13 protein-coding genes are annotated in these 14,494 nt (G+C 55.1%); 3 read left to right on the forward strand and 10 right to left on the reverse strand.

Annotated elements, in window-relative coordinates; all coding sequences use genetic code 11:
- Positions 1-363: 363 nt before the first annotated feature.
- The 3 genes from idnO to ACMYSL_RS24350 are packed head-to-tail and all read left to right on the forward strand — an operon-like array spanning position 364 to position 2,137.
- Positions 364-1,128: a gluconate 5-dehydrogenase gene (gene idnO, locus ACMYSL_RS24340; RefSeq protein ID WP_434660160.1), complete on the forward strand. Its 765-nt coding sequence runs from the start codon at positions 364-366 to the stop codon at positions 1,126-1,128.
- Positions 1,129-1,142: 14 nt separating this feature from the next.
- Entirely contained in the window at positions 1,143-1,673 is a 531-nt protein-coding gene (locus tag ACMYSL_RS24345; RefSeq protein WP_434660161.1) for a gluconokinase, read from the forward strand.
- Positions 1,670-2,137 carry a YhcH/YjgK/YiaL family protein gene (locus tag ACMYSL_RS24350; protein WP_182236269.1) on the forward strand — a complete coding sequence of 156 codons (468 nt, stop codon included), beginning with the start codon at positions 1,670-1,672 and terminating at the stop codon, positions 2,135-2,137. Before ACMYSL_RS24345 ends, ACMYSL_RS24350 begins: the two co-directional genes overlap by 4 nt.
- A 44-nt stretch (positions 2,138-2,181) precedes the next feature.
- Here ACMYSL_RS24350 and ACMYSL_RS24355 read toward each other — a convergent pair whose 3' ends face one another.
- The 10 genes from ACMYSL_RS24355 to citC form a co-directional block, all read right to left on the reverse strand.
- On the reverse strand, positions 2,182-2,415 hold the full coding sequence (locus ACMYSL_RS24355) for a YgdI/YgdR family lipoprotein (RefSeq protein ID WP_110272623.1): 234 nt from the start codon (positions 2,413-2,415) through the stop codon (positions 2,182-2,184).
- Between the two features lie 225 nt (positions 2,416-2,640).
- Entirely contained in the window at positions 2,641-3,525 is an 885-nt protein-coding gene (locus ACMYSL_RS24360) for an ROK family protein (protein WP_434660162.1), read from the reverse strand.
- 141 nt (positions 3,526-3,666) lie between these two features.
- On the reverse strand, positions 3,667-6,891 hold the full coding sequence (gene carB / locus ACMYSL_RS24365; RefSeq protein ID WP_181483639.1) for a carbamoyl-phosphate synthase large subunit: 3,225 nt from the start codon (positions 6,889-6,891) through the stop codon (positions 3,667-3,669).
- Between the two features lie 15 nt (positions 6,892-6,906).
- Positions 6,907-8,055 (reverse strand): glutamine-hydrolyzing carbamoyl-phosphate synthase small subunit, encoded by a 1,149-nt coding sequence (gene carA / locus ACMYSL_RS24370; RefSeq protein ID WP_182236262.1) that lies wholly within the window; start codon positions 8,053-8,055, stop codon positions 6,907-6,909.
- 456 nt (positions 8,056-8,511) lie between these two features.
- Complete coding sequence (dapB, locus tag ACMYSL_RS24375) at positions 8,512-9,333, reverse strand: 4-hydroxy-tetrahydrodipicolinate reductase (RefSeq protein WP_304255904.1); 822 nt, start codon at positions 9,331-9,333, stop codon at positions 8,512-8,514.
- A gap of 248 nt (positions 9,334-9,581) precedes the next feature.
- Positions 9,582-10,475, reverse strand: a complete 894-nt coding sequence (citG, locus tag ACMYSL_RS24380; RefSeq protein WP_434664245.1) for a triphosphoribosyl-dephospho-CoA synthase CitG — start codon at positions 10,473-10,475, stop codon at positions 9,582-9,584.
- 35 nt (positions 10,476-10,510) lie between these two features.
- Entirely contained in the window at positions 10,511-12,037 is a 1,527-nt protein-coding gene (gene citF / locus ACMYSL_RS24385) for a citrate lyase subunit alpha (RefSeq protein WP_434660164.1), read from the reverse strand.
- A 10-nt stretch (positions 12,038-12,047) separates the two neighbouring features.
- Entirely contained in the window at positions 12,048-12,917 is an 870-nt protein-coding gene (gene citE / locus ACMYSL_RS24390) for a citrate (pro-3S)-lyase subunit beta (RefSeq protein WP_112215576.1), read from the reverse strand.
- Positions 12,914-13,207 (reverse strand): citrate lyase acyl carrier protein, encoded by a 294-nt coding sequence (gene citD, locus ACMYSL_RS24395; protein ID WP_182236252.1) that lies wholly within the window; start codon positions 13,205-13,207, stop codon positions 12,914-12,916. Before citD ends, citE begins: the two co-directional genes overlap by 4 nt.
- 30 nt (positions 13,208-13,237) lie before the next feature.
- Positions 13,238-14,266, reverse strand: a complete 1,029-nt coding sequence (citC, locus tag ACMYSL_RS24400) for a [citrate (pro-3S)-lyase] ligase (RefSeq protein WP_434660166.1) — start codon at positions 14,264-14,266, stop codon at positions 13,238-13,240.
- Positions 14,267-14,494: the final 228 nt, after the last annotated feature.

A 14,494-nucleotide genomic window follows, 5' to 3' on the forward strand; every position in this document is an offset into this window, starting at 1 on the left:
TGGGTTAAAAAGAGAATCTTACCACTGACGAGTTAACCCGTTGAGCGATGGTAATTTCCGCCCCGCCTCACGTTTAGCGTAACCCCTTTTAGTAACATGGTTTTGAGTGATCTGCATCACAGTTTTACCCGTCGAAAATCCGTGAGATAGAGCACAGGTCATTCCGCTTTCGTTATTCAGGAAATCAGAATCACCGGGCACAACATTATTTATACCCTAAATAATTCGAGTTGCAGGAAGGCGGCAAGGGAGTGAATCCCGATGAGCTTACTCAGGTAAGTGATTCGGGTGAACGAGCGCAGTCAACACACCTGCAACTTGAAGTATGACGGGATATATTCAGCCGTTAATCAGGATATCAAAATGAAAGACCTTTTCAGCTTACAAGGCAAACGCATTTTAATTACTGGCGCAGGACAGGGAATTGGATTTGTCATGGCGCAGGGCCTTGCGCAATATGGTGCAGAAATTATTGTTAATGATATTTCGGCCCCGCGCGCTGATGATGCGGTCATGAAATTACGCGATGTGGGCGCGACTGCCCATGCGGCAGTATTTAATGTTACCGATGCTGATGCCGTTGAAAATGCCATTAATCAAATCGAAAATGAAATTGGCCCTATCGACGTATTATTTAATAATGCCGGAATTCAGCGCCGCCACCCGTTTACCGAATTTCCGGTACAGGAATGGAACGACGTTATTTCGGTCAACCAAACCGCCGTATTTCTCGTTTCTCAAGCCGTCGCCAAACGCATGATTGACCGCCAGCAGGGAAAAATCGTCAATATCTGCTCAATGCAGAGCGAACTCGGGCGCGACACGATAACCCCATACGCTGCGGCGAAAGGCGCAGTAAAAATGCTGACCCGTGGGATGTGCGTCGAGCTGGCGCGCTATAACATCCAGGTCAACGGTATTGCGCCAGGCTACTTTAAAACCGACATGACCCAGGCGCTGGTTGACGATAAAGCCTTTACCGACTGGCTGTGCAAACGCACACCCGCCGCTCGCTGGGGTGACCCGCAGGAGCTGGTCGGCGCAGCAGTATTTTTATCATCCAACGCCTCGAATTTCGTTAATGGCCACCTGCTGTTCGTCGACGGCGGAATGCTGGTCGCCGTCTGAACAAGGAGTTCACCATGGCAGGACAATGCATTATTTTGATGGGTGTATCCGGCACCGGCAAGACCACCGTCGGCCAGGCCTTAGCCCAGGCGCTTTGCGCGAAATTTATCGATGGCGACGATCTGCATCCTCGCAAAAATATCGTCAAAATGGCCGCCAGTCAGCCGCTTGATGATGACGATCGCCAGCCGTGGCTGGAGCGTATTGGCGATGTTATTTTCAGTCTCGGGCAGAAAAACGAGTCCGGCGTGCTGGTGTGTTCGGCGCTGAAAAAGCGCTATCGCGACCAGTTGCGTGAGGGCAATCCCCATTTACGCTTCCTGTGGCTGACCGGTGACTACGACTGCATTTTGCAGCGCATGCAGGCGCGCAAAGGCCACTTTATGCCTGAAGCCCTGCTGCGCAGCCAGTTCGCCGCGCTAGAAACGCCAGACGCCAGCGAAAGCGACATCTTAGCCGTCGATATCGCCCCCGATGTCGCGAGCATTGTGGCGCACTCCATCACGCTACTCGACCATCATCAACGACAGGAGATACCGGCATGATTATTGATACCTTAACCGCCGCCGCCCAAAATAGCTTTTACCCGCCGGTTATCCGCAAAGCGCTGCAGGCGGTTTTGCAACAGGAGCCGCACGCCCTGCCTCCGGGAAAATATACCGTTGATGGCGATAATCTGTTTTTTACCGTTGTTGAAGGCAGCACTAAACCACTGGCGGAGCAGCGCCCGGAATATCATCGTCAGTACATAGATATTCATATTGTGCTGAGAGGTGAGGAGGTTATCGGTGCCGGTAACAAGGGTCTGGAGATCGTTGACGATGGGCCGTTTAATACCGCGCATGATATTGGCTTTTGCCAGGCAATCAGCAGCGAAACGCTGATTCACCTGCACCCTGAAGAGCTGGCAATCCTGTTCCCAGGCGAACTACACCGGCCCATGGCCGCGATGGATGCAGGCGCGGCGTTGCGCAAAATTATCGTCAAAATTGACTACGCCTTACTTTAAATCAACCGGCCCCGCCGCACTCCTCGCGGGGCCACGGATAACGCTTAGTTATCCAGTTCGTCCATCGATTTCACCTGATCGCGATTGATCTGCTCGGTGCGGCCGGTTTCAGCATTTTTATAGGACACCAGCCCAGTATCATCATCTACCTGCGGTTTGCCATCAGTCACAATCGTTCTTCCATCGGTGGTTTTTAGCGACTGATTCGTTGAACACCCGGCGACGGTAAACAGTGCAGCGGCGGTGAAAATTGCCGCAGTGAGTGGTTTGAATTGCATCGTGTTTCTCTCCCGTTATTCAGTCAAAAATAATACCCAAAATAATTCGAGTTGCAGGCAGGCGGCGACGCAGCGAACACCAGGAGCTTACTCCAGTAAGTGACTGGGGTGAGCAAGTATAGCCAACACACCTGCAACTTGAAGTATGACGGGTAAATCACCCTAACCACTTTAGGCTAGCTGACTGAACAGGGAGAGAAAACCAGAACTCTCCGAAGTGGCGTTTTAGCGCGAATTCCTTTGTTTTTGCTCGAAACTCACCGCCGCGCCAATCAGGTTGGCCTCGTTGCGATACTGGCAGAGCAGAACCTGCGGCAGGAATTCTGCCAGTTCTTTCTCTTGCACCAGTTCAGCCAGGCGCTGCTTAATACCGGCAAAAATCTTATCGCTGGCGGAGATACCGCCGCCGATAATCAGGCAATCCGGGTCATAGCAGACCTGCAAATTGAGTAAGCCCACCGCCATCCAGTGATAAAACTGCGCCACTTCCTGCTGTGCAATATCGTCCCCCTCTTCCGCCAGGCGAAAAACGTCAGCGCCAGTGAGCGAATCTGACGCCAGCGACATTCTCTGCGCGTAACGTCGCGCCATCGCCACCGCGGTCGCCAGCTCGCTAAAGGTTTGCCCATCGTGAAGCGTCATCAGGCCAAACTCTCCCGCATAGCGATGGCTACCGCGCCGCAGGACCTTGTTTTCGACAATCGCACCGCCCACGCCGGAACCGACGATCACAAACAACACGTGCTGGTAGTCCCGACCCGCCCCCTGCGCCGCTTCGGCGATACCCGCCGAATTGGCGTCGTTTTCAATGCACACCGGCAGCGAGAATAATGTCTCCAGCTCTTCGACAATCGCAAAGTGGTGAATATAGGGGATGGCGCTCAGCCCGCCAATTACCCCGCGCAGGGCATCGACGCTTCCCGGTGCGCTGATGGAAACGCCCTCAATAGCATAGCGCTGCTGAAATTGCTGGCACAGCATCAGCAGCTGCGCCTTCATCTCCGGCCAGTTGGCTGGAGTCTTAACCGACCCGGTATCAGCTAATGCGCCCTGCTGCCAGACGCCATACTTAATCGCGCTACCACCCCAGTCAAACAATAGAATTTCCATATATATCCCCTTGATTAAATTCGTAAAAACAAATTAATGCTCACAAGGATAGTCACTTTTGTTTAGCCCCGGCTTATCGCAACGCAAAAAAAAAGCGCCTCCGGTGTCAACCACCGGAGGCGCAGTTACTGGCAGATTACATTACTTTTTAATCTGCGCGTGCATTTCCTGCACCGACGTCACTTTCTCAATCGCGTTGGCATTCAGCGCCATCGCCGTGGCGAAGCCGCCGTTCAGCGTGGTGTCGTAATGCACTTTGTACTGCAACGCGCTGCGGCGAATCAGCTTGGAGTCGGCAATCGCCTGACGACCCTCAGTGGTGTTGATGATGTAAGTATATTCGCCATTCTTGATACGGTCCTGAATGTGCGGACGACCTTCATGCACCTTGTTCACCAGGCGCGGATTGATGCCGGCTTCGCCCAGCACAATCGCGGTACCGTGGGTGGCATCCAGCTCGAAGCCGAACTTCAGCAGTTTTGCCGCCAGGTCCACCACGCGCTCTTTGTCGCCTTCGCGTACGGAGAGCAGCGCGCGGCCCGATTTCTTCATCGTCGAGCTACTGCCCAGTTGCGCTTTAGCGAACGCTTCCGCGAAGGTGCGGCCCACGCCCATCACTTCACCGGTGGAGCGCATTTCAGGCCCCAACAGTGGGTCTACGCCCGGGAACTTGTTGAACGGCAGCACCACTTCTTTCACCGAGTAGTATGGCGGGATGACTTCTTTGGTCACGCCCTGCTGCGCCAGCGTCTGGCCTGCCATCACGCGCGCCGCGACTTTTGCCAGCGCAACGCCGGTGGCTTTCGAGACGAACGGTACGGTACGCGCTGCACGCGGGTTGACTTCAATCAGGTAGACTTCGTTGTTTTTAACCGCAAACTGCACGTTCATCAGGCCGCGTACCTGCAATTCGAAGGCCAGCTTCTGCACCTGCTCGCGCATCACATCCTGAATTTCCTGGCTCAGCGTGTAGGCTGGCAGGGAACACGCGGAATCACCAGAGTGGACGCCTGCCTGTTCGATGTGCTCCATGATGCCGCCAATCAGCACCATTTCGCCGTCGCAGATAGCATCCACATCGACTTCTACCGCATCATCAAGGAAGCGGTCCAGCAGCACCGGTGCATCGTTAGAGACGCTGACGGCGGTCTGGAAGTAGCGACGCAGGTCAACTTCGTCATAGACGATTTCCATCGCCCGACCACCGAGCACGTAGGACGGACGCACCACCAGCGGGTAGCCAATCTCTTTCGCTTTTTCGACAGCCATTTCGATGGCGGTTACGGTGGCGTTTGCCGGTTGCTTCAGCTTCAGACGGTCAACCGCCTGCTGGAAACGCTCACGGTCTTCTGCACGGTCAATCGCATCCGGGCTGGTGCCGATAATCGGTACGCCTGCCGCTTCCAGCGCGCGCGCCAGCTTCAGCGGAGTCTGGCCGCCGTACTGCACGATAACGCCTTTCGGCTTCTCGATGCGCACGATTTCCAGCACGTCTTCCAGGGTGACCGGCTCAAAGTACAGGCGGTCGGAGGTGTCGTAATCGGTCGAAACGGTTTCCGGGTTACAGTTGACCATAATGGTCTCGTAACCGTCTTCGCGCAGCGCCAGCGAGGCGTGAACGCAGCAGTAGTCAAATTCGATACCCTGACCGATACGGTTCGGGCCGCCGCCGAGGACCATGATTTTGTCGCGGTCAACGGACGGGTTCGCCTCGCACTCATCTTCATAAGTGGAGTACATATAAGCGGTGTCGGTGGCAAATTCCGCCGCGCAGGTATCTACGCGCTTGTAGACCGGGTGCAGGTCGAACTGGTCGCGCAGCTTGCGGATTTCCGCTTCGCGCACGCCCGAAAGCGCGGCCAGACGCGCATCGGCAAAACCTTTACGCTTGAGCTGACGCAGGAAGTCAGCGTCAAGGCCGGTAATACCGACTTCAGTCACTTTCTCTTCCAGACGAACCAGCTCTTCAATCTGCACCAGGAACCAGCGGTCGATATTGGTCAGGTTGAACACGCCGTCAACGGACAGACCAGCGCGGAAGGCATCAGCGATATACCAGATACGCTCGGCACCGGCATCTTTCAGCTCGCGGCGAATCCTGGTCAGCGCTTCCGGGTCATCCAGGCTCACTTTCGGATCGAAACCGGTCGCGCCCACTTCCAGGCCGCGCAGCGCTTTCTGTAAGGATTCCTGCTGAGTGCGGCCAATCGCCATCACTTCACCGACCGATTTCATCTGGGTGGTCAAGCGGTCGTTCGCGCCGACGAATTTCTCGAAGTTAAAGCGTGGGATTTTGGTCACAACGTAGTCGATGGACGGCTCAAACGACGCCGGAGTACGGCCGCCGGTGATGTCGTTCATCAGCTCATCAAGGGTGTAACCTACCGCCAGTTTCGCCGCCACTTTAGCAATCGGGAAGCCGGTGGCTTTCGAGGCCAGCGCCGAGGAGCGGGAGACGCGCGGGTTCATTTCGATAACGATCAGGCGACCGTCTTTCGGGTTGACCGAGAACTGAACGTTGGAACCGCCAGTTTCTACACCAATTTCACGCAGTACCGCCATCGATGCATTACGCATGATTTGGTACTCTTTATCGGTCAGGGTCTGCGCCGGGGCGACGGTGATGGAGTCACCGGTATGGATGCCCATAGCGTCGAAGTTTTCGATAGAGCAGACGATGATGCAGTTGTCGTTTTTATCACGCACCACTTCCATCTCGTACTCTTTCCAGCCAATCAGCGACTCATCAATCAGCAGCTCTTTCGTTGGGGAAAGATCCAGCCCGCGTTCGCAAATCTCTTCAAACTCTTCACGGTTGTAAGCGATACCGCCGCCGGTGCCGCCCATGGTGAAAGATGGGCGAATGATGCACGGATAGCCGACGTCAGCGGCAACCGCCAGCGCTTCTTCCATAGTGTGAGCGATGCCGGAGCGCGCGGTGTCGAGGCCGATTTTCTTCATCGCCACGTCGAAACGGCGGCGGTCTTCGGCTTTATCAATCGCGTCAGCAGTGGCGCCAATCATGGTGACGCCAAACTCTTCGAGTACGCCCTGACGTTCCAGTTCCAGCGCACAGTTCAGCGCAGTCTGGCCGCCCATGGTCGGCAGAACCGCATCCGGGCGCTCTTTTTCGATAATTTTGCGTACCACTTCCCAGTGAATCGGCTCGATATAAGTCGCATCGGCCATTTCCGGGTCGGTCATGATGGTCGCCGGGTTGGAGTTCACCAGAATGACGCGATAACCCTCTTCGCGCAGCGCTTTACACGCCTGCGCGCCGGAGTAGTCAAATTCACAAGCCTGGCCGATAACGATCGGGCCAGCGCCAAGAATCAGGATGCTTTTTATATCTGTACGTTTTGGCATTTTGTTTGCTCCTGATTATTTTGCTGAAGAACGGTAGTGCTTAATCAATTCGATAAAGTGGTCGAACAGCGGCGCGGCATCGTGCGGACCCGGGCTCGCCTCCGGGTGTCCCTGGAAGCTGAACGCTGGTTTATCGGTACGATGAATCCCCTGCAGGGTGCCGTCGAACAGCGACTTGTGGGTCACGCGCAGGGTAGCAGGCATCGAGGCTTCATCCACCGCAAAACCGTGGTTCTGCGCGGTAATCATCACCACGTTGTTATCAATATCTTTAACCGGGTGGTTACCACCATGGTGACCAAACTTCATCTTGATGGTCTTCGCTCCGCTCGCCAGCGCCAACAGCTGATGGCCAAGGCAGATGCCGAATACCGGAATCTCGGTTTCGAGGAACTTCTCAATCGCTTCGATGGCGTAGTCGCACGGAGCCGGGTCACCGGGGCCGTTAGACAGGAAGATGCCGTCCGGATTCATCTTCAGCACGTCTTCAGCGGAGGTCTTCGCCGGCACTACCGTCAGACGGCAGCCGCGGTCGACCAGCATGCGCAGAATGTTGCGTTTCGCGCCGAAATCATAGGCCACAACGTGGAACGGCAGGTCGCTTTCTGCTTTGGCTTCCGGCAGGTCGCCCGCCAGAGTCCAGCTACCTTGCGTCCAGCTGTAGGTTTCTGCGGTAGTCACTTCCTTCGCCAGATCCATCCCGTTCAGGCCCGGGAACGCTTTCGCTTTTTCCAGCGCCAGCTGCGCATCCGGGCTGTCGCCCGCAATAATGCAGCCGTTCTGCGCGCCTTTCTCACGCAGCAGACGGGTCAGCTTACGAGTATCGATATCGGCGATCGCCACGATGTTATGGCGCTTCAGGTAAGAAGAGAGGTCTTCGGTATTGCGGAAGTTGCTGGCAATCAGCGGCAGGTCGCGAATGACCAGGCCCTGCGCATGTACCTGAGAAGATTCTTCATCAGCGGCGTTAGTGCCGACGTTGCCGATATGGGGATAAGTCAGAGTGACGATTTGGCGGGAATAGGAAGGATCAGTGAGGATTTCTTGATAACCGGTCATTGAAGTATTGAAAACGACTTCCCCAACCGCCGTGCCGGTAGCCCCAATGGCCCGACCGTGAAACTGGGTTCCGTCTTCCAGAACCAATAGCGCTGACTTAATCAAAACACCCTCCAGAGAATATCCACTCACTTTATTTGCATATTAATTCATAATGCAGATCTGAATCAATGCAAATCTGTTGCCCGCAGAATTTTGGCAAACGGCGGCATTCTGGAGAGATGGCGGGTAAAAGTCAACTTAAAGCGGATATTTTTAATCTTATTTCAGGCCACTGTTCAGCAATACCAGCCTTAGCTGGTAAAAAGATCAACTAACTAGCCAGGGAAAACGCTTGCGGGGCCGGATTATTGTAAAATCATTGAGCGGAGAACAAAAAAGTAGACCAGATGGTCAAAATTTACAATAAAACAACAATAAATACGAAGATAACATAATCTTTTGAAGACTTGATGATAAAAATATAAAAAAATCGGAAAAATAAAAAGGGCAATAAAATATTGCCCTTTGCAATCAATTACATATTGAATGCAATAACCACATCACGATGGGTAATAATCGTTATAAAGAGTTCAGTTCAAGCACGTCACGCATATCAAAAAGACCGTTTTTCTTACCTTTCAACCATAATGCTGAGCGAACTGCACCATTTGCAAAAGTCATCCGGCTGGAGGCCTTATGGCTGATTTCGATACGTTCGCCGATATCGGCAAACATCGCTGTATGCTCACCGACGATATCTCCGGCACGTACGGTGGCAAAACCGATCGTGCCCGGCTCGCGTTCACCGGTGTAACCTTCGCGACTGTAGACCGCACAGTCCTTCAGATCTTTATCCAGAGCACCGGCAATCGCCTCGCCCATCGCTAACGCCGTACCCGATGGGGCATCGACTTTGTGGCGATGGTGCGCTTCAATAATTTCGATATCGGTGTAGTCGCCCATCACCTTCGCCGCCTTCTCCAGCAGCTTTAACATCACGTTGACGCCGACGCTAAAGTTGGCGGCGAATACAATGGCGATTTCCTGCGAAGCATCGCGAATCGCCTGCTTCCCGGCATCATCAAAGCCGGTGGTGCCGATCACCATCCCTTTACCGTGTTGACGGCAAAAAGCGAGGTGGTTCAGCGTGCCTTCCGGGCGGGTAAAATCGATGAACACGTCGAAATCATCTTTTACCGCCTCAAGGCTGCTTTGCACCACAACGCCTGACTTACCCACGCCCGCCAGCTCGCCCGCATCGCTGCCGAGCAGTGAGGAGCCTTCACGTTCCAGAGCCGCGCCAAGCGCCGCGCCGTCCATTTGCTGTACCGCCTGAATTAACTGGCGTCCCATCCGGCCGCCCGCGCCCGCGATGGCCACGCGGATTTGTGCATCATGCATAGCTATTCTCTTTTGTTAACACTACGTAAATTGTTTTCAGAGTAACCAGCCCGTCGATGAGCCGCTACTCAAAAACACCGATAATTAGAAATTTATGACAAACTGCCGCCGATATCAGTAAAAACTATACGATTGTGCCGGGAATTTGGCGTTGAGTAGTGAGAAGGGGTACGCATGTGGATTCAGGAACCCCGGTTCGGCCATTTGCAGGCCAATCCGGGGTCAGCTATTGATGAAAAGCCGAACAATTAATGCAGGAACAGCTCTCCTGGAGGGAAGCCATACAGGAACCAGGTGACCGCCAGCAGATCGGCGCTGCCGCCGGGGCTGAGATGGCGAACAATCAGTTCATCGTCCAGCTGACGTAACGCTTCCAGCCCACCGTCGGCCAGCACTCCGCCTTCCCACAGCAGCTTTTGCGCCTGCTGCTGAACAAAGTTGAGTCCTTCCAGCCCGCCGCGTGAAACCAGGTTGGTATCGTCATTCCATGCCATCAGATGCAGCAAGGTCTGTAATAACGCCAGATTGGTATCGCCGGTATCCGCCATCACGCGATTAAATACCGGCATAGCCTGAGTGCGCACGGTACGAAAGCCGCTTTCCGCTTCACCCCGGGCACCAGACAGCCCGTAGCGCAGGAAATGCGCCTCGCCTTTGCTCACCTTCTTCCCTTCCGAGGGGGAAAGCTCGCGCCCAACCACGCCGCGACAGAATCGGGCAACCTGATCGCAAACCCGGTGCTGTTCAACCGGCTCCCCTCGGGCAACCAGCCTTCCTGCCGCCGCGCTGAGCAGGCCAAAAGCGAAGATCGCCCCGCGATGGGTATTCACCCCCCCGGTGACCTCCAGCATATCCGTCTCGCAGGCCATGCCCACTGGACGCAGCATCATCAGCACCTGTTCCGGTGTGATATTGGCCGTATCGTGACCCATAATGAAAAACTTCTCCATCCACGGGGCGACAACCGCCGTACTGGCTTCAAATGACGCCAGGTCCATATCCTGATGCGCGCCGGTGTTACGGATATCCACCAGACCCGGTTTTGGCGTCAGGCGAACTTCCGTCAGCAGCGCCCGCTCCACGCGAGAAACGATATCCTCCGCCGCGACCGTTTGACGACTCAACTGGCGATGCTGGCTCATGATCACTTCGCTCATGCCTTCTCTCCTCGATGCGTTTAGCTGGCGGTTTTAACCTGATGAATCACGTCAATCACTGAACCATCGCGATAACGCACTACCGCCACCACCCGGTCGGTAAATTCGATCGACTCAGGTTTACCGGTCAGGAGCTCAGCGCGCTGTTGTAGCTCTTCAATCGTCATCAGCGGGATACCGGCGCTGCGCAGGTTATCGATCAGATCCTGACGCGCCGGATTCACGGCAATACCGTGGTCGGTCACCAGCACATCCACGCTGGCCCCCGGCGTGACGCGAGTTAGCACCTTCTCCACCACGCACGGAATACGCCCGCGCACCAGCGGCGCGGTGATAATGGTTAAATCAGCCCCTGCCGCCGTATCGCTATGGCCACCAGATGCCCCACGCAGCACGCCGTTGGAGCCGGTCATCACGTTGACGTTGAACCCGGTATCAATTTCCAGCGCGCTCAGCATCACCACGTTCAGGCGCTCGCAAGAGATGCCTTTAGAACTTGGGTTCGCGTACTGATTAGCAGAGATTTCGATATGGTTCGGGTTATTCGCTAGCGAACGCGCAGCATCGCCGTCGAAAGACTGGGTATCCAGCAGCGCTTTAATCAGGCCCTTTTCATGCAGATCGACCATCGTGCCGGTGATCCCGCCCAAACCAAAGCTGGCGGTGATCTCATTACGACGCATCTTATCTTCGAGGAAGCGGGTTACCGCCAGCGACGCGCCGCCGGTGCCGGTTTGCAAAGAGAAGCCGTCTTTGAAGTAGCCAGAATGTTCGATCACTTTGGCCGCCTGGCGAGCGATCAGTAGCTCGCGCGGGTTGCTGGTCAGGCGGATCGCCCCGGCGGTGATTTTCGCCGGATCGCCAACTTCCTCAACCTGCACGATCAGATCAACCTGATCCTGAGCGATACTGGCCGGGTAGTTCGGATAATCAACCCACTCTTCGGTCAGCAGCACCACGCATTTGGCCGCGTCAGCATCCACTTTGGCGTAGCCCAGTGAGCCGCAGCGAGATTTGCCGCTAAAGCCGTTGGCATTGCCATACTCATCGCAGCACGGCACCCCAAGGAACGCCACGTCAATATTCAGTTCGCCGGTTTGCACTAAATGCGCACGACCACCGTGGGAGTGAATTTGTACCGGGTTTTCCATCAGGCCCGCAGAGATCTCTTCCCCGAGCTTACCGCGCAGGCCAGAGGTATAAATCTGGCGAACTACGCCGTTTTTAATATGCTCGATCAGCGGCCAGTGAGCGTCGATCAGCGAGCTTGAGGCTAACGTCAGATCGCGAAAGCCCATTTCAGCCAGCTTCGCTACCACCATATTGACCACCTTGTCGCCGCCGCGAAACGCGTGGTGGAAGGAGATGGTCATGCCGTTTTGCAGCCCGGAGCGGCAAATCGCCTCTTCCAGCGAGGCGCAAATTTTACGTTGGCGCTTTTCGCTTTCGCTGGCCAACCACGGGCTTTTCGCCGTCACGCCCGCATAGGGCTCTAATCCTTCCGGCATGACGTATTGTTGATTAAGCATTGCCACGGTCTCTTTCATTATTTTCCCCTTAATCACGAATGCCGGAAGCCGACAGCGCCACGACCTTGCGCGCATGATCGATAATCGGTCCATCGATCATCTTGCCGTTCAGCGATACCACGCCCAGGCCGCGCTCTTCTGCCTCTTCCGCCGCCGCGATAACTTCGCGCGCATGCTCGACATCTTTAAGCGTTGGGGCATAAACCTGATGCAGCAGCTCAATCTGGCGCGGGTTGACCAGCGATTTGCCGTTAAAGCCGAGGTTTTTCGCCAGATTCGCTTCCGCGAGGAAACCTTCTTCGTTGTTGATATCCGACCACACCACGTCATAGGCCGCGATCCCGGCAACGCGGGCGGCGTGCAGCACCGCGCAGCGGGCATAAAACAGCTCGGTGCCGTCGCCGCGGCAGGTGCCCATATCCATCACGTAGTCAAAGGCCGCCAGCGCAATGGCCGACAAACGCGGGCTGGAGCGGGCGATCTCGACCGCATTCACCACGCCGAGCGCTGATTCAATCGCCGCCATTAATTTGGTGCTGCCCACTTCCCGGCCACACTCGCGCTCAATGCGCTCAACGTGGGCTTCCAGCTCATGGATATCTTCTTTGCTATCGGTTTTCGGCAAACGGACCATATCCACGCCCGCGCGCACCACCGCTTCGAGGTCAGCAAGGCCAAACGGGGTATTGAGCGGGTTAATACGCACCACGGTTTCGACATCCCGATACAGCGGATGCTGTAGCGCGTGATGCACCAGCAGGCGGGCGGTATCTTTTTCACGCAGCGAAACGGCGTCTTCGAGGTCAAACATCACCGCGTCTGCGCCGTAAACAAAAGAGGTGCTTAACATCGCGGCATTCGCGCCGGGAATAAACAGCATACTGCGACGAGGTTTCATAGCTGGCTCCATTGCAGTTGAGATTGTTTAGCTGCACGCAGCGCCGCGGCCTGAACGCGAGCCTTCAGTACGCATTCGAGCGCACCTTTATCATCGACGACCACATTCGCCTGGGTGACGTCAAGCTGCGCCAACGTCTCTCTGACCACCCGCTCAATCGCGGCGCCAAACTGCTGCTTCACGACGCTGTCGATTTCAAGCTGGATACCCGGCTCATTAGCAGGCCCAATCCTGACCATCACATCGCTGGATTCCAGCGTGCCGGCCAGGGCGTCAATCATCATTTCCATAGAGGTAGATCCTTAGTTATGGAGGTAAAATCAGGCGGTTTGATGTTCGCTTTCCGCCAGATGCATCAGAAAAGAGAGCGTTCCCGGCGGCACCAGCGGCTCGATAGCCGACCAGCGGCGCTCTTTATAGAGCTTGCGCACTCGGGAAGCGGAGATCGGCCCGCCATCTTTCTCAACCCGATCCAGCTCAACCACCTGAATGGTCGGTATAGCGCCGGGCGCTTCAAGCAGCTGCTGCATGCGCAGGTTGTAATGACGGGTTAATGAACACAGCGGCTCGCTGCCGACAAAACGGTGGGTTATCTGTAGCGCCGGGGCGAGATGTTCGCGGAAAAGCTGGAGATCGATCTGGCAGTGGCAGTCGTCGACCACGCCTTTGTCTTTCAGGAAATAGCCGGGGAATGTCGCCCGGGAGATCAGGTAAGCCGATCCCGGATGCAGGGTGACGTTTTCAATTCCCGCAATCCCTTGCTCAATCAGCATGACGCGCTCCTGATAGCTGAAAAATGACGCATCTTCCTTCACCACGAACAGATGCAGCCAGTCGCACTGGCGGGCGGCCTGCTCGACCAGCCATCGATGCCCCAGCGTAAAGGGATTGGCGTTCATCACGATGGCGCCAATTTTTTCCCCCGGCTGGCGATACATCGTGAGCTGGCGGCAATAACGGGCCAGACGTTCGCGGCTATTTTCCATCAAAACGGCCTGGTCTCCCGCGCGGGCGATAGGCCAGAATCCAGCGCAGGAAAAGAGCGCGGCGTTATACGGTTTGGTGAATAAAAACAGTTCGCTGCGGCCCAGTTCATACGCCTGAGTCATCAGTTCGGTCAGCAGCTTCAGGCTTAGCCCTTCCCCCTGTAGCGACGAGTCGACGGCAATACACTTCAGAACACATCCGGCAATTGCGCCACAGCCAACGATGCGCCGCTGATGTTCGGCGACAATCACGATTTCGCAATCTGCTTCCAGCGAGAGCTGATGTTCATGAAGGAAAAGATCGATAGCCTCCCGCCGACGGGGATCTTTCTGTACCGTGACGCGTTTTAATATCAAGTTCATTTTTTTAGCGCTTCATTGACCAAAAACGAACTGTATTTCGCCACCGTTCCCGTAGCGGTTCTTTTATTTAAATCACACTTTTTCCCGTACCTTAATTGGCTTTATGGTTTTTATGTTGTTAATTAATTCAGAAGAATAAAAACAATTAAATTAATTAAAAACACGACCGATCAGTGAAGATAATCACATATCAGCCCAGAGCATATTTATTATGATGCCGCCGTCTTA

This window comes from Klebsiella sp. MISC125 (genome assembly GCF_051131775.1).
Taxonomy (GTDB): Bacteria; Pseudomonadota; Gammaproteobacteria; order Enterobacterales; family Enterobacteriaceae; genus Klebsiella.

Bases quoted from the DNA above. Each gene is read 5' to 3' on its own strand.
- ACMYSL_RS24355 (WP_110272623.1), bottom strand. From the start codon at position 2,415: ATGCAATTCAAACCACTCACTGCGGCAATTTTCACCGCCGCTGCACTG.
- citE (WP_112215576.1), bottom strand. From the start codon at position 12,917: ATGAAACCTCGTCGCAGTATGCTGTTTATTCCCGGCGCGAATGCCGCG.
- ACMYSL_RS24350 (WP_182236269.1), top strand. From the start codon at position 1,670: ATGATTATTGATACCTTAACCGCCGCCGCCCAAAATAGCTTTTACCCG.
- citD (WP_182236252.1), bottom strand. From the start codon at position 13,207: ATGGAAATGATGATTGACGCCCTGGCCGGCACGCTGGAATCCAGCGAT.
- idnO (WP_434660160.1), top strand. From the start codon at position 364: ATGAAAGACCTTTTCAGCTTACAAGGCAAACGCATTTTAATTACTGGC.
- ACMYSL_RS24345 (WP_434660161.1), top strand. From the start codon at position 1,143: ATGGCAGGACAATGCATTATTTTGATGGGTGTATCCGGCACCGGCAAG.
- ACMYSL_RS24360 (WP_434660162.1), bottom strand. From the start codon at position 3,525: ATGGAAATTCTATTGTTTGACTGGGGTGGTAGCGCGATTAAGTATGGC.
- carB (WP_181483639.1), bottom strand. From the start codon at position 6,891: ATGCCAAAACGTACAGATATAAAAAGCATCCTGATTCTTGGCGCTGGC.
- citG (WP_434664245.1), bottom strand. From the start codon at position 10,475: ATGAGCCAGCATCGCCAGTTGAGTCGTCAAACGGTCGCGGCGGAGGAT.
- citF (WP_434660164.1), bottom strand. From the start codon at position 12,037: ATGAAAGAGACCGTGGCAATGCTTAATCAACAATACGTCATGCCGGAA.
- dapB (WP_304255904.1), bottom strand. From the start codon at position 9,333: ATGCATGATGCACAAATCCGCGTGGCCATCGCGGGCGCGGGCGGCCGG.
- citC (WP_434660166.1), bottom strand. From the start codon at position 14,266: ATGAACTTGATATTAAAACGCGTCACGGTACAGAAAGATCCCCGTCGG.